The organism is Streptomyces sp. NPDC001480 (genome assembly GCF_042894725.1).
Classification (GTDB): domain Bacteria; phylum Actinomycetota; class Actinomycetes; order Streptomycetales; family Streptomycetaceae; genus Streptomyces.
The window spans coordinates 1-21,017 of record NZ_JBIAVX010000029.1 but is presented as its reverse complement, the minus strand read 5'-3'; the positions used below and the strand labels follow the sequence as shown (position 1 = coordinate 21,017).

The window sequence follows — 21,017 nt, the reverse complement described above, 5'->3', positions numbered from 1 at the left end:
GGAGACCGGCCGGTCAGCTCACCATCCGGTCAGCTCACCAGCCGGTCAGCGGTGGAGTCGTCTGGGACGGCGGCTCCACCCAGGGGTGTACCCGCGCCGCCCAGACGGTGAAGGCGACGCACGCGGCGCACAGCAGCAGCCACAGCAGGCGGCGGGCCGCGGCCCTGCGGCGCAGCAGGCGGCCGCCGCGCCGCACGGCGTCCGCGTACAGCTCCGGCGGCACCCGCGGCGACGTCCGCTCCATCATGTGCCGCACGGTGGCCTCACGTGCGGACCGGTTCATGACGGCGCCACCTCGGCGCCCGCCACCTTCGGCGGCTGCCTGCGGGGCGGGTCCAGCACGGTGGCCGTCGCGCGGTCGCAGATGACGCAGACCCGCTCCAGCGACAGCCCGAGCAGCGCCGCCACCTGTTCCTCGGCCACTCCTTCGTACAGCCGCAGGACGACGATCAGGCGTTCCTGGGGTGTGAGGACGGCCAGGGCGCCGCGGGGGTGCGGGCGGGGGCGGGCGAAGCCGCCGTACTCGTGCCAGGCGCCGCGGGCGAACCGTGTGGCCAGGTACTGGCGGGCGCAGTCGTACGGGTCCTCCCCGCGCAGCCGGTCCCAGCACGCGTACGTGTGCGCGAGCGCCAGCGTCAGCAGGTGCCGGGCGCGCGGGTTGTCGTCCGGCGCCTCCGCCGTGAGCAGTGTGGCGGCATGCAGCAGCCGCCCGCCCGCACCCGCGACGAACGCCTCGAACTCCCGGGCACGGCGGGCGTGTCCGGACGCCTGCCGTTCTTGCACCGCGCCTCCCCCCGGGGCCGTCTGGTCTCATATGAGGCCAGTGGCGGCCCGCGGTCAAGAGTCGTGCGCCACGCGCGTGTGCGGACCCGCCGCCGGGGGCTGAGCGGGGCGGCTCAGGAGGCCGTCGGCGTCTCCGGCCCCGGGACGCCCTGGACCGTCATGCGCGCGGAGAGCGCGGTGTTGAAGCGCGTCAGGAGCGTGCAGAACGTCTCGCGCTCCTCCGGTGCCCAGTCGTGTGTCAGCTCGGCCATCAACTGGCGCCTGGACGAGCGCACTTCCTCCAGCCGGGACAGCCCGCGCGGCGACAGCTGGAGCACCACCGCGCGCCCGTCCTCGGGGTGCGAGGTGCGCTTCACGAGCCCGGTGTCCACGAGTGGAGCAACCTGCCGGGTGACCGTCGAGGAGTCGATGCCCATGCTCGCGGCGAGCGCCTTGACACCCATCGGGCCTTCCTTGTCGAGGCGGTTGAGCAGCAGGTATGCGGCGCGGTCCATGGAGTTGCGCACCTGCCCGACGCCGCCGAGCCGGGTCTGTTCGGCACGGCGGGCGAACACCGCGACCTCGTGCTGCAACGTGTCGAGGAGACCGGTGTCACCGACGGTCGTCATGTCCATCGACATTTCAGGTGTTGTGGGCATGGCCGGGGGCTCACTTCATGAAGGGGGTGCTGGGTTGGGGGACAGAGTACGCGGCCGGGGGGTGGGCCGTACCGGCGCTGCGCAAACCGGTCTCGGAGCTTGGTCACACCAGTCGCTCACGACTGTGAACTGCGAGACTGGAGTCATGAGCTACAGCACGGCTGACTCCTTCCTGCCCGTGACCCTCGACGACGTGCGCGGCGCACAGAAGATGCTGTCGGGGGTGGCGCGGGTGACCGCGATGGAGGGCAGCCGGCACCTGTCCCAGCTCGTCTCCGCGCCGGTGCACCTGAAGTGCGAGAACCTCCAGCGGACGGGTTCGTTCAAGCTGCGCGGCGCGTACGTGCGGATCGCCGGGCTGCTGCCCGAGGAACGGGCCGCCGGGGTGGTCGCGGCGAGCGCCGGCAACCACGCGCAGGGCGTGGCGCTGGCCTCCGCGCTGCTCGGGGTGCACGCCACCGTGTTCATGCCGAAGGGCGCACCGCTGCCCAAGATCAGCGCCACCCGTGACTACGGCGCCGAGGTGCGCCTGCACGGTCAGGTGGTCGACGAGACCCTGGCCGCCGCCCAGGAGTACGCGGACGAGACCGGCGCGGTGTTCATCCACCCCTTCGACCACCCGGACATCATCGCGGGGCAGGGCACGGTGGGCCTGGAGATCCTGGAGCAGTGCCCGGAGGTGCGCACGATCGTCGTCGGCATCGGCGGCGGCGGGCTCGCGGCCGGCATCGCGGTGGCGGTCAAGGCGCTCCGGCCGGAGGTGCGGATCGTCGGTGTGCAGGCGGCGGGCTCGGCGGCCTATCCGCCCTCACTCGCGGCCGGGCGGCCCGTTGCGATCGAGAACCCGGCGACGATGGCCGACGGCATCAAGGTCGGGCGGCCCGGCGACGTGCCGTTCGGCATCATCGGCGACCTCGTCGACGAGGTCCGCACGGTCAGCGAGGACGAGCTGTCCGCGGCGCTGCTGCTGTGCCTGGAGCGGGCCAAGCTGGTCGTCGAGCCGGCCGGTGCCAGTCCGGTCGCCGCGCTGCTGAGCGACCCCGGGGCCTTTCCCGGGCCGGTCGTCGCGGTGCTCTCCGGCGGCAACGTCGATCCGGTGCTGCTCCAGCGCGTCCTGCGGCACGGCATGGCCGCGCAGGGCCGCTACCTGGCCGTTCGGCTGCGGCTGACCGACCGTCCCGGCGCCCTCGCCACGCTTCTCGGGGTGTTGTCAGTGGTGGACGCTAACGTCCTCGACGTGAGCCATGTACGGACCGATCCCCGGCTCGGGCTCACGGAGGCGGAGGTGGAGCTGCACCTCGAGACGAAGGGACCGGCGCACTGCGTCGAGGTCGGCCAGGCGTTGCGCGAGGCGGGTTACACGGTCATCGCCTGAGGCAGTGGCCTCGGGGTTCACTCGTTCGAGTATTTCCATTGAGGGACGCGATACATCGCGTTAGTCTGTGCCGCGGATCCTCCGAAGCATCCCGACGATGCATCCCGACGAAGCATCCCCGAAGACGTGGAGACTCATATGCCAGGCGCCATCTATGCCGAAGGCCTGGTGAAGACCTTCGGCGACGTAAAGGCATTGGACGGCGTCGACCTCGACGTCCCCGAGGGCACGGTCCTCGGACTGCTCGGGCCGAACGGCGCGGGTAAGACGACGACCGTCCGCTGTCTGACGACCCTGCTGCGCCCCGACCGCGGCCAGGCGGTCGTCGCGGGCATCGACGTGCTCAAACACCCCGACGCCGTACGCCGTTCCATCGGCCTCTCCGGCCAGTTCGCGGCCGTCGACGAATACCTGACCGGCCGGGAGAACCTGCAGATGGTGGGCCGGCTGTACCAGATGAGGGCCAAGGCGGCGAAGACCCGCGCGGAGGAGCTGCTGGAGCAGTTCAACCTCACGGACGCCGCCGACCGGCCCACCAAGACCTACTCCGGGGGCATGCGCCGCCGGCTCGACCTCGCGGCGGCCCTCGTGGTCTCCCCGCCCGTGATGTTCATGGACGAGCCGACGACCGGTCTCGACCCGCGCAACCGGCAGCAGCTCTGGGAGGTCATCAAGCAGCTGGTCTCGGGAGGGACGACCCTGCTGCTCACCACCCAGTACCTGGAAGAGGCCGACCACCTCGCCCATGACATCGCGGTCGTCGACCAGGGCCGCGTCATCGCCAAGGGCACCTCCGACCAGCTCAAGGCCCGCACCGGCGGCGAGCGCGTGGAGGTCGTGGTGCACGAGCGCGAGCACATCGCGACCGCCGAGGAGGTGCTGCACGGATTCGGCAAGGGCGACACCACGGTCGAGGAGCACACCCGCAAGCTCACGGTGCCCGTCACCGGCGGTGCCAAGCTGCTCGCCGAGGTCATCCGCGAGCTGGACACCCGCGGCATCGAGATCGACGACATAGGGCTGCGCCGTCCCACCCTCGACGACGTCTTCCTGTCCCTGACGGGACACGTGGCCGAAGTGAAGGACGAGGAGAAGGGCGCGGAGAACGGCGCCGCCAAGACCGCCGCGAAGAGTGCCGCGAAGACCAAGGAGAACGTGAAATGAGCGCCGTCACCGACACCGTGCCGGTCGCGGCACCCCGCAACCCCCTCGGCCAGTCCGTCCGGGACTCGCTGATCGTCGCCCAGCGGAATCTGATCCGCATGTCCAGGATTCCCGAAATGGTGATTTTCGGGCTCATCCAGCCGATCATGTTCGTGGTGCTGTTCACCTACGTCTTCGGCGGCTCCATGCAGATCGGCGGCAGCACCAGCCCTACCGCCTACAAGAACTTCCTCATGGCCGGCATCTTCGCGCAGACCGTCACCTTCGCCACCGCCAGCTCCGGCGCCGGCATCGCCGACGACATGCACAAGGGCCTCATCGACCGCTTCCGCTCGCTGCCCATGGCGCGCGGCGCGGTGCTCACCGGGCGCACCCTCGCCGACCTGGTCCAGACGGCACTGACCCTGCTCGTCCTCGCCGTGGTCGCGCTGCTGGTCGGCTGGCGTACCGGGACGGTGGGGGACACCAACGCCGGCAAGGTCCTGGCGGCCTTCGGTCTGCTGCTCCTGCTCGGGTACGCGTTCACCTGGATCGGCGCCCTGATCGGCCTGTCCGTGCGCACGCCCGAGGCGGCCACCTCCGGCGGGCTGATCTGGCTCTTCCCGGTGACCTTCACCTCCAACGCGTTCGTCGACACCAGCAACATGACCCCGTGGCTGCGTCACGTCGCGGACTGGAACCCGTTCAGCGCCACCGTCCAGGCGGCCCGCGTCCTGTTCGCCAACGCACCCAAGTCGGCGTCGGACGCCTGGCCCATGCAGCACCCGGTGTGGGCCTCGCTGATCTACTCGGTCCTGATCGTCGTCATATTCCGGACCCTCGCGGTGCGCAAGTACCGCTCGGCGACGGCGTAAGGGCGACCGCATGACAAGGCCCCCGGCGCCACATGGACGCCGGGGGCAGGTCAGGAAACCGTGGGCCGGGCCGGGCCCGAGCCGCTCAGCCCGAGTAGGGCTCGGCCTTGAGGATCCGCACCGAGGCCTTCTTGCCGTTGGGCAGCTCGTACTCCGCGTCCTCGCCGACCTTGTGGCCGATCACACCGGTGCCCAGCGGGGACTGCGGTGAGTACGTCTCGATGTCGGCGCTCGCGTACTCGCGCGAGGCGAGCAGGAACGTCATGGTGTCGTCCTCGTCACCGTCGAAGGCGATCGTCACGACCATGCCGGGCGCCACCGCACCGTCGGTCGAGGCCGGAGCCTCGCCGACCTGGGCGTTCTCCAGCAGCTGGGTCAGCTGGCGCACGCGGAGCTCCTGCTTGCCCTGCTCCTCCTTGGCCGCGTGGTACCCGCCGTTCTCGCGCAGGTCCCCCTCCTCGCGCGCGGCCGCGATCTTGGCGGCGATCTCCGTGCGCGCAGGACCAGTAAGGTACTCAAGCTCATCCTTGAGCTTGTTGTACGCCTCCTGGGTCAGCCAGGTGACGTTCTCGCTGGTCTGGGTCACAGGGTGCTCCTCGTCGGTACTGGGAATACAAAGCATCGCCCTACCCAGAAGAATGTTCCTCCATGGGAGGGCGAAACCACGAGCCTAACAATTCAAGTGCCGAAGGGGGAGGGCATAAGCCTCCAGATTCATGTCAACGCAGGTCAGCGCCTACGTATTCCGCATGACGTCAGTCGGCGTGGCACCCGAGCAACTCGGCTGTGGTGCCCTTGGACAGCGTACGGAGCGTGACCACCTTGTCGATCCGCGTGGCGGATCCGGAGAAGTGGAAGTCCCCCCGGCCCACCACGGCACCGTCGGCGGCCTGGGAGCGCAGCGTGCAGTAGCCGGAGGCGCCGGAGTCCTTGTGGACCTCGAGATGCACCTTGACCGCGGTGTCCGAGGCATCGAAGGTGATCACCTGCGCGCTGATCTCGTTCTGGGCGACGTAGTGGTAGGCGAAGTACCCGACCAGCGCCAGCAGGACCGCACCGAAGACCACCGCGGCGATCTTGAGCTTGCGGTCCGCGCGCTCGTCCGAGGAGCGGCCGTAGCGGCCCTCGGGGAGCCGCGTGCTCGCCGTGCTCATGATCGTCCTCTCCGCGGAATTATTCGCCCGCCGTTTCGGTCACTATAGAAGCCGCCGATCGCACCCGAAGACACGGGGCGCCGACTTACAAGGATTGAGTCTTGACTGACCAACTGCGACTGATGGCCGTCCACGCGCACCCCGACGACGAGTCCAGCAAGGGCGCGGCCACCATGGCGAAGTACGTGTCGGAGGGGGTGGACGTGCTGGTGGTGACCTGCACCGGCGGGGAGCGGGGCTCCATCCTCAACCCCAAGCTCCAGGGCGACAAGTACATCGAGGAGCACATCCACGAGGTCCGCAAGAAGGAGATGGACGAGGCCCGCGAGATCCTCGGGGTCAAGCAGGAGTGGCTCGGCTTCGTCGACTCCGGCCTGCCCGAGGGTGACCCGCTGCCCCCGCTGCCCGAGGGCTGCTTCGCCCTCGAGGACGTCGACAAGGCGGCCGGTGAGCTGGTCAAGCAGATCCGCCGCTTCCGTCCCCAGGTGATCACCACCTACGACGAGAACGGCGGCTACCCGCACCCCGACCACATCATGACCCACAAGATCTCGATGGTGGCCTTCGAGGGCGCGGCGGACGCCGAGAAGTACCCGGAGAGCGAGTTCGGCCCGGCGTACCAGCCGCTGAAGCTGTACTACAACCAGGGCTTCAACCGCCCGCGCACCGAGGCCCTGCACAAGGCGATGCTCGACCGGGGCCTGGAATCCCCCTACGGCGAGTGGCTCAAGCGCTGGAGCGAGATCGAGCGCAAGGAGCGCGTGCTCACCACGCACATCCCCTGCGCGGACTTCTTCGAGATCCGTGACAAGGCGCTGATCGCGCACGCCACCCAGATCGACCCGGACGGCGGCTGGTTCCGCGTCCCGATGGACGTCCAGAAGGAGGTCTGGCCGACGGAGGAGTACGAGCTGGCGAAGTCCCTCGTCGATACCTCCCTCCCCGAGGACGACCTCTTTGCGGGCATCCGCGACAATGCCTGACATGAGCGCGAGCCTGGCACTGACGCACCTCGTCCCCCTCGCCAAGGAGGTCGACGAGAACAAGGTCACCCCCGGCGTCCTCGGCTTCATCGTCTTCGCGGTGATGGCCGTGGCCGTCTGGGGCCTGATGAAGTCCATGAACAAGCACATGCAGAAGGTCGACTTCAAGGAGGCCCCGGACGCCAAGGGGGAGTCCGAAGCCGCCCCCGCCGACGCCAAGCCCCACCAGGGCTGACCGGGGTCACTGCCTGGCCGGCACCGGGACGCCCATCACCTCCCGGGCATGCCGGTCCGGCACCATCCCCAGCCGCCATGCCTGCCAGCCCGCCTCCAGGCTGACGCCCCGCTCCAGGAGCAGCTGGTACGCACCGACGTATTCGTCCAGCTTCTCGTCCCGGCCCGGGTGGCCGGCCCGGGCGAGCTGGGCCAGTTCCTCCTGGGCCACCGCCGTGCCGACCTCCACCCCGCCGGGGGCCGCGTACGGCAGCAGGGTGCAGCGCAGGAAGCGGGCCCAGTCCTCGCCCCGGCGGTCGCCGTACCCGGTGAACAGGCCGAGGGCCTCGTCGCACAGGCTGAGGGCCTGCTGGGTGCGGGCGTTGCCCGCGTCGACGACCGCCAGCTCCAGGCAGGTCCAGGCCTCGCCGTGGTCGACGCCGATCCGCTGGAAGTCGGTGCGGGCGTCGACCAGGAGCTGACGGGCGAAGCCGGAGTTGCGCAGCGAGCCGGTCTGGGCGGCGCGCTGGTCGCGCGTGACGCGGGCCGAGTGGTGGCGGGCGCAGGCCAGGCCGTAGACGTCCCGCATCCGCGAGAACATCGTGCGGGAGCGCTCCAGCTCCCGGACCGCCTGGTCCAGATTGCCGGTCTCCTCCAGGGCCAGGCCCAGGTAGAAGCCCGTCCAGGCCTCGCCGCGCACATCCTCGTTCTCCCGGTGCCGGGCGGCCGCCTGACGCAGGCCCTCCTCCGCCGGGGACGCGTCGCCGTCGACCAGCCGGGCCCGGGCCAGCTGCGTCAGGGCCCAGGCCTCGCCGCGGGCGTCACGGGTACGGCCGTAGCGGTCGAGGGCGGCTCCCAGCTCCCTCTCCGCCCGTGGCACGTCGCCCATGCGCAGGGCCAGCTGGCCGAGCTGGAAGTGGGCCCAGGCCTCGCCGTGCACCGAACCGCCCTCGCGGTGCAGGACCAGGGAACGCGTCAGCAGGTCCAGGGCTTCCGGCAGGCGGGCGCGGTCGCGCTGCACCGCGGCCAGCGCGTGCATCGTCCAGGCCCGGTCCGTGGCCAGCTCGGGCGCCGCCTGGAGGCCCAGGGCCTCCTCCAGCTTGGCCGCGGCCTCCGTGAGGTTCCCCTGGTGGTGCAGGGTGATGCCGAGCGAGCACAGGGCACGGGCGGCGCCCGCGTCGTGATGGGCCTCCAGATAGAGGTCGACCACTGACGTCAGGGTGGTGCGTGCCTTGTCCAGCTCGCCGAGCTGACGGGCCGCGATACCGGTGCGCCACTGCACGGAGCGCACCAGCAGGCCCTGGTCCACAGCCTGGGCGAGCTCGCTGATCTCGCCGAGGCGGTAGAGGTCGCCGCGCAGCAGGCAGTAGTCGCACAGGGCGCCGAGCAGGTTCAGCACCGCCGACTGGTTCACGCCCTCCGCATGGCGCAGCGCCGCGGTGATGAAGCTCGACTCGTCGTCCAGCCAGCGCAGCGCCTCGTCGAGGGAGGTGAAGCCGTGCGGCCCGAAGCGGTCCGAGCGGGTCGACATGTTGCCGTCGACCAGGCGGAGCACGGAGTCGGCGAGTTCCGCGTAGTTCACGATCAGGCGTTCCTGCGCGGCCGTCCGCTCGGCCGGGTCCTCCTCGTCCAGCAGACGGGCGTGGGCGAAGGCACGCACCAGGTCGTGCAGCCGGTAGCGGTTGCCGCGGACGTGGTCGATCAGGCCGGCCCGGGCGAGGGCGGCGAGGTGACGGCCGGCTTCGGGCTCGTCGGTGGCGAGCAGCGCGGCCGCCGCCGCGGCGCCGAGGGAGGCGCGGCCGGCCAGCGCCAGCCTTCTCAGCAGCCGCCGGGCCGGTTCCGGCTGGTCGGTGTAGCGCAGCCACAGCACGCGCTCCACCGGCTCGACCGGGCCGTATGCCGCCAGGTCCGAGGCCAGCTGAGGGGCCGATCGCGGGCCCAGGCAGGAACCCGCGACGCGCAGCGCCAGCGGCAGGCCGCCGCACAGCTCCCGGATCCGGTCGCTGGACTGGGCGTCGTAAGGCCCCGAGGCGTCCTGCGCGGCCGCCTCCAGCAGTTCGTCCGCGCCCGCCGCCTCCAGGGGCTCGACCGGGAGCTGGTGCACCCACGCCAGCAGGTCCGCCGGCAGGTCGAGAGGTTTGCGCGCGGTGACCAGCACCAGGCTGTCGGAGCGGTCGGGGACGAGGGCGCGGACCTGCTCGGCGTTCGAGGCGTCGTCCAGCACGATCGTCACCGGCAGGCCGGTCAGCTGCTGGTGGTAGAGCTCGCTCAGCCGTTTGACCTGCTGGTCGGGGGAGGACCGCTCGCGGAACAGCAGCTGTTCGCGGGGGGCGCCGAGCCGGTTGAGCAGATGCAGCAGCGCGTCCCGGGTGGACAGCGGCGGCTCCTGGCTGTCGCCGCGCAGGTCGACGACGACCGCGCCGCGGAAGTGGTCCTTCAGGTCGTGCGTGGCACGGACCGCGAGGGTCGTCCGGCCCGCGCCGGGAGCCCCGTACAGGACGACCACCGTCGGCCGCGTCTCGGTCGTCGCCCGGGCGGACTGCACCCACTGCCTGATCCGCGCCATCTCCTTCCGCCGCCCCGCGAACGGGCCCTCGGCGTCCGGTAGTTGCGCGAAGGACTGCTCGAGCACCGTGCGCCTGCGGGCCGCCGCGCTCTTGTCCGCGCCGCGCAGCTGGGGCCCGTTCTTCTTCGAACCCGTGGAGGCGCTGAGCACCCGCTGCTGGTCGAGGAAGGGACGGATGCCCCGTACCTCCAGCGCGGTCAGCCACTGCAGACGCAGCTGTTCCGGGCCGCCCGGCTGGCCGGCCGCGCCGGCCCGGTGGTGGGCCGCGGGCAGATGGGAGCCGGCGACCTTCACGACGGTGGCCGCCGCGCCCACGACGCCGACGGCGACACCCGCGCCGAGCGCGGTCGCCGCGCCGGTGCCCAGCGACAGGTCGGCCACGGTGGCCGCGACCGCCGCGACTCCCGCCACCAGCAGGGGAGTACCGGCGCCCTCGCGCGCGTAGCGCTGGCCGAAGGTGAGCCGTCCCGCCTCCCCCTCGTCGAGGGCGCGCGTGTACGCCTCGTACTCCTCGGCGGCCGTCCTGGAGATCGAGTCCAGCGCGCCGCGTGCCCGCGAGAGCAGTACCTGCCCGTCGATCCGTCCGCCCGAGCGCCGTACCTCCTCCTCCACGGCCCGCGCCACCAGCCGCTCGGCCTCCGCCCGATGGCCGTCCCGCATGTCCCGTCCCCCTCCGGCGGCAACTCCTTTGCCTATGAGTGTCCTTCGGGGGAGCCGGGAGCGCGAGAGGGCCGACGATCACGCAGCGCCAGAAGCACGCAGGCGGTGGCGAGCGCGGCCTCCGCCACCGCGCAGGCGGCGGCCTGGAACAGGGCGGCACCCGAAGGCGCCGTGGTTATGTCGAACCAGGCGTCGAGGACCGCGACGGCGGCCGTCGCGGAGGCGGTGAGGCGGGCTCGGGCGTCACCGCGCAGACCCAGGAACGCGGTGGCGGCGCAGCCCGTGGCCATGAAGACGTCGAGGCCGATCCAGGCGAGGGACCAGTGCCGGACCTCGGTGCTCGCCGGGAGGGTCAGGCCGAGCACCACCATCCACGGCACCAGCAGGGCCGCGGCCACGCCGAGCAGGGTCAGGATCCGTTTCGATCGCATGCCCCCACACTAGACCGCAGAGAAAATTCTGCAAAGAAAATTCTGCGAAAGTCAGGGACGGCTCAGGGATGTCTCAGGGATAGGGATACCGTGACGGCATGACCGAGATGACCAGCCTTGAGCGCACCGCTCTGTACAAGTCCCTCGGCAACCCCCTGCGCCGCCGGATCCTCGACTACCTCGGCCGGCACGGCGAGGCGAACTCCACCGTGCTCGCCCGCGAACTCGGCGAGAGTTCCGGCACCACCAGCTACCACCTGCGCAAACTCGCCGAGCAGCGGCTCATCGAGGAGATCCCGGAGAAGTCCGGCGGCCGCGAACGCTGGTGGCGGGCCCTGCCCTTCAGCCACACCACGCCCGACCCGGCCACGATGTCCCCCGAGGAGTACGCGGCCGCCGAGCACCTCGCCCTGCTCAGGATCGAGGTCGACACCAGACTGTTCCGCCGCGCCCACGAGGAGTACCGGGGACCGCAGGGCTGGGCCCAGGTGCAGCGCACCGGCACCTGGATGACCAAGGAGGACCTGCACGCCTTCGTCCGCGACTACCAGGAACTCCTCGACCGCTACGGCCACTCCGACGAGGACGTCCCGGAGGGGGCGCGCCGGGTGAACCTGCGCTTCTACGCCGCCCCCGACGCCGTGGGAGAGTGGAACGGTGAACCGACTGGCCCATGAGACGTCCCCGTACCTGCTCCAGCACGCCGACAACCCCGTCGACTGGTGGCCCTGGTCGGCCGAGGCCTTCGAAGAGGCCCGTGCGACCGGCAGACCCGTGCTGCTCAGCGTCGGGTACAGCAGCTGCCACTGGTGCCATGTCATGGCGTCGGAGAGCTTCGAGGACCAGGCCACCGCCGACTACCTCAACGACCACTTCGTCAGCGTCAAGGTCGACCGCGAGGAGCGCCCCGACGTCGACGCCGTCTACATGGAGGCCGTCCAGGCGGCCACCGGCCAGGGCGGCTGGCCCATGACGGTCTTCCTCACACCGGACGCCGAGCCCTTCTACTTCGGCACCTACTTCCCGCCCGCCCCCCGGCACGGCATGCCCTCCTTCCGGCAGGTGCTGGAAGGCGTCCGGCACGCCTGGAGCGAGCGCAACGACGAGGTGACCGAGGTCGCCGGGAAGATCGTGCGGGACCTCTCGCAGCGGGAGATCGGCTACCAGACCGCGCAGGTCCCCGGCGAGGAGGAACTCGCCCAGGCACTCCTCGGCCTCACCCGCGAGTACGACCCGCAGCGCGGCGGGTTCGGCGGTGCGCCCAAGTTCCCGCCGTCGATGGTCCTCGAGTTCCTGCTGCGCCACCACGCCCGCACCGGCGCCGAGGGCGCCCTCCAGATGGCCCGGGACACCTGCGAGCGCATGGCGCGCGGCGGGATCTACGACCAGCTCGGCGGCGGCTTCGCCCGCTACTCCGTCGACCGCGACTGGACCGTGCCGCACTTCGAGAAGATGCTGTACGACAACGCCCTGCTCTGCCGGGTGTACGCCCATCTGTGGCGGGCCACGGGCTCGGAGCTCGCCCGCCGGGTCGCTCTGGAGACCGCCGACTTCATGGTCCGCGAACTGCGCACGGCCGAGGGCGGGTTCGCGTCCGCGCTGGACGCCGACAGCGAAGAGGAGGTCCCGCGCGAAGCGCGTCCTCAGAAGGGCGGTGGTGGGAGACGGGAGGGCGGTTCGGGCCGGCACGTCGAGGGCGCTTACTACGTGTGGACGCCGCGGCAGCTGACGGACGCGCTCGGCCCCGAGGACGCCGAACTCGCCGCCCGGTACTTCGGCGTGACCGAGGAGGGCACCTTCGAGCACGGGCAGTCGGTCCTGCAACTCCCGCAGCAGGACGGCGTGTTCGACGCCGACAGGGTCGAGTCCGTCCGCGAGCGCCTGTTGCGGGTGCGCGGCGAGCGCCCCGCCCCGGGCCGCGACGACAAGGTGGTCGCCGCCTGGAACGGCCTCGCGATCGCCGCCCTCGCCGAGACCGGCGCCTACTTCGACCGCCCCGACCTGGTCGAGGCCGCGGTCGGCGCCGCCGATCTCCTCGTCCGGCTGCATCTCGACGAGCACGCCCGTCTGGCCCGCACCAGCCGCGACGGCCGGGCCGGTGCCAACGCCGGTGTGCTGGAGGACTACGCCGACGTCGCCGAGGGGTTCCTGGCACTGGCGTCCGTGACCGGCGAGGGGGTGTGGCTGGAATTCGCCGGGCTGCTCCTCGGCCATGTGCTCACCCGCTTCGCCGACCCGGAGAGCGGCGCCCTCTATGACACCGCGGCCGACGCCGAGACGCTGATCCGCCGTCCGCAGGACCCCACCGACAACGCCGCCCCGTCCGGCTGGACGGCCGCCGCGGCCGCCCTGCTGGGCTATGCCGCCCACACGGGTTCCGAGGCCCATCGGGCCGCGGCCGAGAAGGCGTTGGGCGTCGTGAAGACGCTCGGCCCGCGTGTGCCGCGGTTCATCGGGTGGGGACTGGCCGCCGCGGAGGCCCTCCTCGACGGGCCTCGGGAGGTCGCCGTCGTCGGCCCCTCGCTCGACGACCCGGCCACAAGGACCCTGCACCGTACGGCACTTCTGGGCACCGCCCCGGGCGCGGTCGTCGCCGTCGGCACCGTGGACGGTGACGAGTTCCCGCTCCTCGCCGACCGCCCCCTCGTGGACGGCGAACCGGCGGTGTACGTCTGCCGCAACTTCACCTGCGACGCCCCGACGACCGACCCGGAGCGCCTGCGCGCCGCCCTGAGCCGCTCGAGCGGGACCAGTGGCTAGTCCCGGTCCGTGAACTCCGCGAGGGCGCGCTCCACGATGGCCTCCAACTGGTCGTGGTGCGCGCCCTTCCAGTAGGCGCGACCGCACTCGGCGCACTGGGCGAAGACGTCGTACGAGCGCTGGGTGCCGTGCTTGAGCTGGTCGGCGACCTCCTCCTTCGTGGCGTCGCGCAGCACGCCGTTGCACGCGGTGCAGCGGGTCCAGGGGCGCAGGTCGGGGTGGAAGCGGCCGAGGACGTCGCGGAGCTGGTCGTCGGGGCGGGTGCTGTAGACGTATGCGCCCGCCCACAGTTCGCGGCGGCGCAGCAGGCCCCGGTCGCGGCTGAGCATGACCCGCTGCTCGGCCGCCGAGCGGGCGGCCAGCGCCGGGTCGCCGATGTCCGTCGACTCGTACGCCGTGTCCACGCCGAGCAGGCGCAGCCGGCGGGCGAGGGTGCCGAGATGGACGTCCAGGAGGAAACGCAGGGGAGCGCCGGGGACGAGCTGGGGGCGCTGCACCGCCCGTACGTCCACCCGCTCGCCGGCCGCCGGGACGTGTGAGGCGGGCACCTCGCGGCCGTCGACGACGAGCGCGCCGACCTCGGTCAGCGGGACGCCGAGGGACTCCACGACGTGGCCGAGGGTCGAGACGCCGTCGGTGGGCAGCGGGGTGGCGCCGAGACGCCTGGCGTGCGGCACGAACAGCCGCAGCTCGGGGGCGACTTCGACGTGGATCTCGGGACCGTTCACCTGGTCAGGATCGCACGGGGAGGGGGCCGGGCCTCAGCGGTTTTCGGTGGGCAGGCCGCGTTCCATGACGTCCAGGGCGCGGTCCACGAGGTCGCGGAGGTCTCCCTGGTAGCCGTTCTCCGCCCAGTACATGGAGACCTCCATCAGCCCTCCGACGAGGGACATCGCCCGGACCCGGACCTCCAGGGAGTCGGGTGCCAGGCCGGCGCGGTCCGCTATCGCCTCACGGAGCAGCCGGCCGGTGGCCGACATGCTCTCCATCATCCGGGAGCGGACCGCAGGCACCTCGACCCCGAGGCGGGCCCGCAGCCGGGCCACCTCGGGGTCGTCCTGCATTCCGGCGGCGACGGCCTCGCGCATCACGTGCCGCAGGGATTCGGCCCACGGTTCGTCTGTGGGCCGGGCGCGCAGTTCCTCGAGGAGGACCGGGTCGTACTCGTCCGTGAGGACGATGTCCTCCTTGGTCGGGAAGTACCGGAAGACGGTTGACGGCGAGACCTCGGCCCGGTCGGCGATCTGCTCGATCGTGGTGGCCTCGTAGCCCTGCTCCTCGACCAGGGCGTACGTCGCCGTGCGGATCGCCTCACGGGTCTTGATCTTCTTCCGCTCCCGCAGGCTCAGCTGCGGGCGGTCCGCCGGGGAGGAGGTGCGTGCCGTCATGCTGGCCATTGTCAGGCCTCCAGCTCGGAGGCCGCCACGCCCGGGGCGGACGCCGGGGGCTCCGCGGCGGTCGCGGGTCCCTCCGGGGCGGGTGCTGGGAGCTGCGCGGGAAGCTCGCCGAGCTCGGCCGTCGCGGCGGCCTCGCCGGGCGTGGCCGGAGCGGGACGCTTGCCGTCGGCGCTCGGCGCGGTGGGCAGGAACGCTCCGGCGAGCAGTGCGGTGACCAGGGAGGCGATGCCGCAGACCAGCAGGACCAGGCCCATGCCGTGTACGTAGGCGCCGTTCGCGGAAGCCGCCAGGTGGGCCGACTGCGCCTTCTCGGCGACGATGTGCGCGGCGACCACCGACTCACCGGCGGTGTGCGCGGCCTCGCCGGGCAGCCCGGTGACGTCCAGCCGGTCGCGGAAGACGCTCGCCAGCAGGCTGCCCAGCAGGGCGATACCGATCGCGCCGCCGACCTGGCGCAGCGTCATCAGCAGTCCCGAGCCGCTGCCGGCCCGGTCGGGGGGCAGGGCCGCCAGCGCCCCGTCCATCGCGGGCACCACCGAGAAGCCGAAGCCGAGACCGGCGATCGACAGCCACAGCGCGGTGAAGCCGTAGCCGGAGTCCACGCTCGTACGGCTGCCGAGCAGTGCGGCGAAGGCGAGCACCACCAGGCCCGCGCTGACCACGGCCCGCGCCCCGAACCGGGCGACGACCGGCTGTGCGCCCTTCGCGGCGACCATCAGCCCGCCCATCATCGGCAGCAGCCTGAGGCCGGTGCCGAAGGCGTCGTGCCCGAGGACGGCCTGGAGGTACGGCGGCAGTACGAACATCAGGCCGGACAGGACGAACATCACCAGGGTCGCGGCGATGGTGTTGAGCAGGAAGCCGCGCTGGCCGAGCAGCGTCATGTCGAGCATGGGCCGGGTCATCCGGCGCTCACGCAGCACCAGTCCGGTCAGGAGCACTGCGGCGGCGGCGAACATCCCGGCGACCAGCGGGTCGCCCCAGCCGCGGTCGGGCGCTTCGATGATCGCGTAGATGAGGGTGCCGAGGCCGGCCGCGGTGAGCGCGGTGGAGAGCACGTCGACCTTGGGGGAGGCCGGGTCGCGGGTCTCGGGGAGCAGGAAGACGCAGGCCGCGACGCCGATGCCGACCATGGGCACGTTGATCAGGAACACCGAGCCCCACCAGAAGTGGTTCAGCAGCCAGCCGCCGATGATCGGGCCCAGCGGCATGCCGAGCGCGGAGGCGGCGGAGATGACGCCGACGGCCTTGGTGCGCTCGTCCGGCCCGAACAGCGAGGGCAGGATGGACAGCGCGAGCGGGGTGATCAGGGCGCCGCCGATGCCCATGAAGGCGCGGGCGGCGATCACCCAGTTCACGTCCTCGGCCAGCGAGCCGACCAGCGAGCCCGCCAGGAAGACGCCGAGGCCGGCGATGAGCATCCGGCGGCGGCCGAAGCGGTCGCCGAGGAGTCCGGCGGGGAGCATCAGCGCCGCGAAGACGATGACGTACGCGTCCGCCATCCACTGCTGTTCGCCGGTGCTGGCCCCGAGCTGCTCCGCCATGGTCGGCAGCGCCACATTGAGGATCGTCATGTCGAAGCCGAGCACCAGCATGCTCGCGACCAGGGCTCCGAGGGCCCACCAGCGGCGGGGGTCACGCCGCGTCTCTTCGATGTTCGTGATAGTAGCCATGAAATGAGAGTAGCTCTCAAATCCAGGTCTCCGTCAATAACCAGCGAGTGTCATGGCATGAAAAATGGCCACGGCTCTCGCGAGCCGTGGCCACTGTGCGGAGTGGAGCTTCAGCGGTGTGTGTATGCCACCAAAGAGATGCCCACGTAGTGGACGACGAAGGCGGCGAGGGTGAGGGAGTGGAACACCTCGTGGAAGCCGAACCAGCGCGGTGACGGGTTGGGCCGCTTGATCCCGTAGATCACGCCGCCCGCGCTGTAGAGCAGGCCGCCGACGACCACCAGGACCAGGACGGCGATGCCCCCGGTGCGCAGGAAGTCGGGCAGGAAGAAGACGGCCGCCCAGCCCATCGCGATGTAGCAGGGGGTGTAGAGCCAGCGCGGGGCGCCGACCCAGAAGACGCGGAAGACGATGCCCGCGGCGGCGGCCGCCCAGACGCTCCATAGCAGCCACTGCCCCTTGCCGCCGGGCAGGAGCAGCATGGTCAGCGGGGTGTAGGTGCCCGCGATGATCAGGAAGATGTTGGCGTGATCGAGTCTGCGCAGGATGCCGTCCATGCGCGGGCTCCAGTCGCCCCGGTGGTACAGCGCGCTGACGCCGAACAGCAGGCAGGCGGTCAGTACGTAGATCCCGCAGGCGATGCGGCCACGGGTGGAGTCGGCGAGGGCGGTGAGTACCAGGCCCGCGATGAGCACGGCCGGAAACATGCCCAGATGCAGCCAGCCGCGGAGCTTGGGCTTGACCGGGTGCGGCAGGGAGAGCGCGACGGGACCGCGGCCGGCGGCCGGCCTGTCCGTGGGCGCGTCGGGGACGGACGCAGTCATGACCGGCATCGTATCTACGGAACCGTAAGTTACGGCAGAGTCCCGGTCGATGACCGGCCGGGAGTGTCCATCCTCTCACGGGCGATCCGGGGCCGCGACGCAAAAAGTCTCTCAGGCGAACCCAACGTGCACGCAAAGGATCCCGGAGTTATCCCGGAAGGGTGCGGCTAACCGTGGTGTTCCTCACGTCGCTCACTTGTGAGGCGCTCTGGACAGATGCGCAGTAGCATCGGATGATCAAATGAGTGCGGTCGGCACCGGATGAGCGGCTACGAAGCGTCCGGGCCGCAGCCCCCACGGGGCCTAAAAGGACAAAATCCCTCATTTAGGAGCAATCGTGGCGCGCGACATCGCGGCTCCCCCCGTCATCCCCACCAAGCACCAGGAACTGATCTCGTGGGTGAACGAGATCGCCGAACTGACGCAGCCGGACAACGTGGTCTGGTGTGACGGATCCGAGGCCGAGTACCAGCGGCTGAGCGAGGAGCTCGTCGCCAAGGGGACCTTCAAGAAACTCGACCCCGTCAAGCGCCCCCACTCCTACTACGCCGCCTCGGACCCGACCGATGTCGCCCGGGTCGAGGACCGGACCTTCATCTGCTCCGAGAAGGAGGAGGACGCGGGTCCGACCAACCACTGGAAGGCGCCCGCGGAGATGCGGGACATCTTCCAGGGGGAGAACGGCCTGTTCCGCGGCTCGATGCGGGGCCGCACGATGTACGTCGTGCCGTTCTGCATGGGCCCGCTCGGCTCGCCGCTGTCCGCGCTCGGCGTGGAGATCACGGACTCGGCGTACGTCGCCGTGTCGATGCGCACGATGACGCGCATGGGGCAGCAGGTCCTGGACGAACTCGGCGACGACGGCTTCTTCGTCAAGGCCGTCCACACCCTCGGCGCCCCGCTGGAGCCCGGCCAGGAGGACGTGCCCTGGCCGTGCAACTCGACCAAGTACATCTCGCACTTCCCCGAGAGCCGCGAGATCTGGTCCTACGGCTCCGGCTACGGCGGCAACGCCCTGCTCGGCAAGAAGTGCTACGCCCTGCGCATCGCCTCCGTCATGGCGCGCGACGAGGGCTGGCTGGCCGAGCACATGCTGATCCTCAAGCTCACCCCGCCGCAGGGCGAGTCGAAGTACGTCGCCGCGGCCTTCCCCTCCGCCTGCGGCAAGACCAACCTCGCCATGCTGGAGCCGACGATCTCCGGCTGGACGGTGGAGACGATCGGCGACGACATCGCCTGGATGCGGTTCGGCGAGGACGGCCGGCTCTACGCGATCAACCCCGAGGCCGGTTTCTTCGGCGTCGCGCCCGGCACCGGTGAGCACACCAACGCCAACGCGATGAAGACGCTGTGGGGCAACGCGGTCTTCACCAACGTCGCCCTCACCGACGACGACGACATCTGGTGGGAGGGCATGACCGAGGAGCAGCCCGCCCACCTGACGGACTGGAAGGGCAACGACTGGACCCCGGCGTCCGACACCCCGGCCGCCCACCCCAACGCCCGCTTCACCGTCCCGGCCTCGCAGTGCCCGATCATCGCGCCGGAGTGGGAGGACCCCAAGGGCGTGCCGATCTCGGCGATCCTGTTCGGCGGCCGCCGGGCGTCGGCGGTGCCGCTGGTGACGGAGTCCTTCGACTGGAACCACGGCGTCTTCCTCGGCGCCAACGTGGCCTCCGAGAAGACCGCCGCCGCCGAGGGCAAGGTGGGCGAACTGCGCCGCGACCCGTTCGCGATGCTGCCGTTCTGCGGCTACAACATGGGCGACTACATGGCCCACTGGGTCGACGTGGCCAAGGACAAGGACCAGTCCAAGCTGCCGAAGATCTACTACGTCAACTGGTTCCGCAAGAACGACGAGGGCAAGTTCGTCTGGCCCGGCTTCGGTGAGAACAGCCGCGTCCTGAAGTGGATCGTGGAGCGCCTGGACGGCAAGGCGGAAGGCGTCGAGACCCCGATCGGCGTGCTGCCGACCCGGGAGGCCCTCGACACCGACGGCCTCGACCTCGCCGACTCCGACCTCGACTTCCTGCTCAAGGTCGACAAGGAGGTCTGGCGCGAGGAGGCGGGCCTTATCCCCGAACACCTGGGCACCTTCGGCGACCACACCCCGAAGGAGCTGTGGGACCAGTACCACGCCCTGGTGGCCCGCCTGGGCTGACGTGACGCTCCGCGGTGCGCTCCGCTGGGGGCCGGATTCGCAACAGGTGTGTTGTGGGCCCGGCCCTTCGGCGTGCGTGCCTTGGGCGGGGGTGGCAGTGGGCTCGGGGTTGCTCGCGGTATCCGGCACCGCCGGAAACCGCCGCCGTGGCTGAGCGCCGTTGTGGCGGATTCGAAATTGCGGCGGATCAAGGGGTGCGGCGGGTTCGAGGTGGCGGGCGGTTCGAGGTGGTGGGCGGTTCGAGGTGGTGGTGGTCTCAAAGGGCAGCTGATGGCTCTGCTCGCGGCAACCTGGGCTCGGCGGCACCTTGAACCCGCCGTATCCCTTGAACCCGCGTTACCTGTCGAACCCGCCGCCCTGGATCCGCCGCACCCCTGGATCCGCCGCACCCTTGAACCCGCCGTTCCTGAATCCGCCGCAACGGCGCCAAGCCGCAACGGCGTTGACCGGCGGTCTGCACATCGCCCGGCCACGGCAGCAGGCCTGGCCGCGGATGAACACACCGCCAACCAGAAACACCGCCGAAGCCAACGCAGTGCTGTGGCTCCCGGTCCGCGCGTCGCTGCGGGTGCACGCGGACCGGGGCCGTCGAGGGACCCCGGGGGGTCAGTGGGCGGCGCTGATCGGTTCCTGGGCCGCCGCGTGGGCGTCCATCCGCTCGGCCGCGAGGATCGCCGCCGCCGTGTCGGCGCGGGAGGCGGCGACGACGAGGGCGCGGCCCGCGAGGGCGTGGGCCCGCTGGTGGAGCGCCGACGGCTCACCCGCGGGAGGCGTGGACGCGCGGAGCGGACCGCGACCGCCCCGCAGGCGCGACACCTGCGCGGCGAGCCGTTCGGCCGCCGTGTCCAGGTCGGCCGAGGGGGCCAGCGCGCGCAGTTCGTCCGTGACCGCGAGGAGCGCCGCGAGGTGGCCGGCGAGCTGGATGTCCAGCTCCTCCTCGCGCGACCGGTGGGGGAAGTTCGAGGTGCTGCCGGCCATCGTGCTGCTGGGGACGGACCTGCGGGAAGGCCCGGTGCGGATCGGCTCGTACATGGGAGATGGCCTCCTGTGCTCTGACAGGAAGCCATCCTAGCTTAGATTTCGTCTAAAGTTGGCTGTAGCCATCGAGGAAGGTTCCGATCCGGGTCACCGCGTCCCGCAGATCGCCCACCGACGGCAGGGTCACCACCCGGAAGTGGTCCGGCTCGGGCCAGTTGAAGCCGGTCCCCTGGACCACCATGATCTTCTCCTGGCGCAGCAGGTCCAGGACCATCCGCCGGTCGTCCTTGATCTTGAAGACCTGTGGATCCAGCCGCGGGAAGAGGTACAGCGCCCCCTTCGGCCGTACGCACGTCACGCCCGGGATCTGGGTGAGCAGGTCGTAGGCGGTGTCCACCTGCTC

Annotated in this window: 21 protein-coding genes; 8 read left to right on the top strand and 13 right to left on the bottom strand. The window is 71.2% G+C overall.

Annotated features, from left to right (window positions below):
• Positions 1 to 34: 34 nt before the first annotated feature.
• The 3 genes from ACFY01_RS42375 to ACFY01_RS42365 all read right to left on the bottom strand — a co-directional run bounded on the left by ACFY01_RS42375 (position 35) and on the right by ACFY01_RS42365 (position 1,403).
• Positions 35 to 283, bottom strand: a complete 249-nt coding sequence (locus ACFY01_RS42375; RefSeq protein WP_390741103.1) for a hypothetical protein — start codon at positions 281 to 283, stop codon at positions 35 to 37.
• A complete protein-coding gene (locus tag ACFY01_RS42370) occupies positions 280 to 783 on the bottom strand; it encodes a sigma factor-like helix-turn-helix DNA-binding protein (protein WP_390741102.1) in 504 nt (167 codons plus the stop codon). The genes ACFY01_RS42375 and ACFY01_RS42370 overlap by 4 nt, the downstream gene beginning before the upstream one ends.
• A gap of 113 nt (positions 784 to 896) precedes the next feature.
• Positions 897 to 1,403, bottom strand: coding sequence for a MarR family winged helix-turn-helix transcriptional regulator (locus tag ACFY01_RS42365; RefSeq protein ID WP_390741101.1), 507 nt, complete (start codon positions 1,401 to 1,403; stop codon positions 897 to 899).
• A gap of 163 nt (positions 1,404 to 1,566) precedes the next feature.
• Between ACFY01_RS42365 and ilvA the strand changes: the two genes are divergently transcribed.
• The 3 genes from ilvA to ACFY01_RS42350 all read left to right on the top strand — a co-directional run bounded on the left by ilvA (position 1,567) and on the right by ACFY01_RS42350 (position 4,814).
• Positions 1,567 to 2,796: a threonine ammonia-lyase gene (gene ilvA / locus ACFY01_RS42360; RefSeq protein WP_390741100.1), complete on the top strand. Its 1,230-nt coding sequence runs from the start codon at positions 1,567 to 1,569 to the stop codon at positions 2,794 to 2,796.
• Between the two features lie 138 nt (positions 2,797 to 2,934).
• Positions 2,935 to 3,960 (top strand): ATP-binding cassette domain-containing protein, encoded by a 1,026-nt coding sequence (locus tag ACFY01_RS42355; protein WP_390741099.1) that lies wholly within the window; start codon positions 2,935 to 2,937, stop codon positions 3,958 to 3,960.
• Positions 3,957 to 4,814, top strand: a complete 858-nt coding sequence (locus tag ACFY01_RS42350; RefSeq protein WP_390741098.1) for an ABC transporter permease — start codon at positions 3,957 to 3,959, stop codon at positions 4,812 to 4,814. Before ACFY01_RS42355 ends, ACFY01_RS42350 begins: the two co-directional genes overlap by 4 nt.
• A gap of 85 nt (positions 4,815 to 4,899) precedes the next feature.
• On the opposite strand, the gene greA is transcribed toward ACFY01_RS42350, so the two are convergent.
• Together greA and ACFY01_RS42340 are read right to left on the bottom strand one after the other, a co-directional pair.
• Positions 4,900 to 5,400: a transcription elongation factor GreA gene (gene greA, locus ACFY01_RS42345; RefSeq protein ID WP_390741097.1), complete on the bottom strand. Its 501-nt coding sequence runs from the start codon at positions 5,398 to 5,400 to the stop codon at positions 4,900 to 4,902.
• 169 nt (positions 5,401 to 5,569) lie between these two features.
• Entirely contained in the window at positions 5,570 to 5,968 is a 399-nt protein-coding gene (locus ACFY01_RS42340) for a DUF4307 domain-containing protein (protein WP_390741096.1), read from the bottom strand.
• Positions 5,969 to 6,069: 101 nt separating this feature from the next.
• Here ACFY01_RS42340 and mca point away from each other — a divergent pair, with 101 nt between their 5' ends.
• Together mca and ACFY01_RS42330 are read left to right on the top strand one after the other, a co-directional pair.
• Positions 6,070 to 6,951, top strand: a complete 882-nt coding sequence (mca, locus tag ACFY01_RS42335) for a mycothiol conjugate amidase Mca (protein ID WP_390741095.1) — start codon at positions 6,070 to 6,072, stop codon at positions 6,949 to 6,951.
• A 1-nt stretch (position 6,952) separates the two neighbouring features.
• Positions 6,953 to 7,186, top strand: a complete 234-nt coding sequence (locus ACFY01_RS42330; protein WP_390741094.1) for a hypothetical protein — start codon at positions 6,953 to 6,955, stop codon at positions 7,184 to 7,186.
• Positions 7,187 to 7,192: 6 nt separating this feature from the next.
• Here the strand turns inward: ACFY01_RS42330 and ACFY01_RS42325 are convergent, their stop codons facing one another.
• Positions 7,193 to 10,390, bottom strand: a complete 3,198-nt coding sequence (locus tag ACFY01_RS42325; protein WP_390741093.1) for a tetratricopeptide repeat protein — start codon at positions 10,388 to 10,390, stop codon at positions 7,193 to 7,195.
• 32 nt (positions 10,391 to 10,422) lie between these two features.
• The gene (locus ACFY01_RS42320) at positions 10,423 to 10,821 is read right to left on the bottom strand and encodes a hypothetical protein (RefSeq protein ID WP_390741092.1); all 399 of its coding nucleotides are present in this window, start codon (positions 10,819 to 10,821) and stop codon (positions 10,423 to 10,425) included.
• A 98-nt stretch (positions 10,822 to 10,919) separates the two neighbouring features.
• Between ACFY01_RS42320 and ACFY01_RS42315 the strand changes: the two genes are divergently transcribed.
• Complete coding sequence (locus tag ACFY01_RS42315; protein WP_390741091.1) at positions 10,920 to 11,498, top strand: ArsR/SmtB family transcription factor; 579 nt, start codon at positions 10,920 to 10,922, stop codon at positions 11,496 to 11,498.
• Positions 11,479 to 13,581 (top strand): thioredoxin domain-containing protein, encoded by a 2,103-nt coding sequence (locus ACFY01_RS42310; protein WP_390741090.1) that lies wholly within the window; start codon positions 11,479 to 11,481, stop codon positions 13,579 to 13,581. The genes ACFY01_RS42315 and ACFY01_RS42310 overlap by 20 nt, the downstream gene beginning before the upstream one ends.
• Here ACFY01_RS42310 and ACFY01_RS42305 read toward each other — a convergent pair.
• From ACFY01_RS42305 to ACFY01_RS42290, 4 genes are all read right to left on the bottom strand, one after another.
• Complete coding sequence (locus ACFY01_RS42305; RefSeq protein WP_390741089.1) at positions 13,578 to 14,309, bottom strand: Mut7-C RNAse domain-containing protein; 732 nt, start codon at positions 14,307 to 14,309, stop codon at positions 13,578 to 13,580. The two genes, ACFY01_RS42310 and ACFY01_RS42305, sit on opposite strands and share 4 nt — an antisense overlap.
• A gap of 33 nt (positions 14,310 to 14,342) precedes the next feature.
• A complete protein-coding gene (locus tag ACFY01_RS42300; protein ID WP_390741088.1) occupies positions 14,343 to 14,978 on the bottom strand; it encodes a TetR/AcrR family transcriptional regulator in 636 nt (211 codons plus the stop codon).
• A gap of 2 nt (positions 14,979 to 14,980) precedes the next feature.
• Positions 14,981 to 16,651 carry a DHA2 family efflux MFS transporter permease subunit gene (locus tag ACFY01_RS42295; RefSeq protein WP_390741087.1) on the bottom strand — a complete coding sequence of 557 codons (1,671 nt, stop codon included), beginning with the start codon at positions 16,649 to 16,651 and terminating at the stop codon, positions 14,981 to 14,983.
• Positions 16,652 to 16,761: 110 nt separating this feature from the next.
• Positions 16,762 to 17,475 carry a hemolysin III family protein gene (locus ACFY01_RS42290; protein ID WP_390741086.1) on the bottom strand — a complete coding sequence of 238 codons (714 nt, stop codon included), beginning with the start codon at positions 17,473 to 17,475 and terminating at the stop codon, positions 16,762 to 16,764.
• Positions 17,476 to 17,812: 337 nt separating this feature from the next.
• Here ACFY01_RS42290 and ACFY01_RS42285 point away from each other — a divergent pair, with 337 nt between their 5' ends.
• Positions 17,813 to 19,636: a phosphoenolpyruvate carboxykinase (GTP) gene (locus ACFY01_RS42285; protein WP_390741085.1), complete on the top strand. Its 1,824-nt coding sequence runs from the start codon at positions 17,813 to 17,815 to the stop codon at positions 19,634 to 19,636.
• Positions 19,637 to 20,242: 606 nt separating this feature from the next.
• On the opposite strand, the gene ACFY01_RS42280 is transcribed toward ACFY01_RS42285, so the two are convergent.
• Both ACFY01_RS42280 and ACFY01_RS42275 read right to left on the bottom strand, forming a co-directional pair.
• Positions 20,243 to 20,668, bottom strand: a complete 426-nt coding sequence (locus ACFY01_RS42280; protein WP_390741084.1) for a hypothetical protein — start codon at positions 20,666 to 20,668, stop codon at positions 20,243 to 20,245.
• 52 nt (positions 20,669 to 20,720) lie between these two features.
• Positions 20,721 to 21,017, bottom strand: a 297-nt coding sequence (locus ACFY01_RS42275) for an aminotransferase class I/II-fold pyridoxal phosphate-dependent enzyme (RefSeq protein ID WP_390741083.1), incomplete at its 5' end; no start/stop codon positions are given.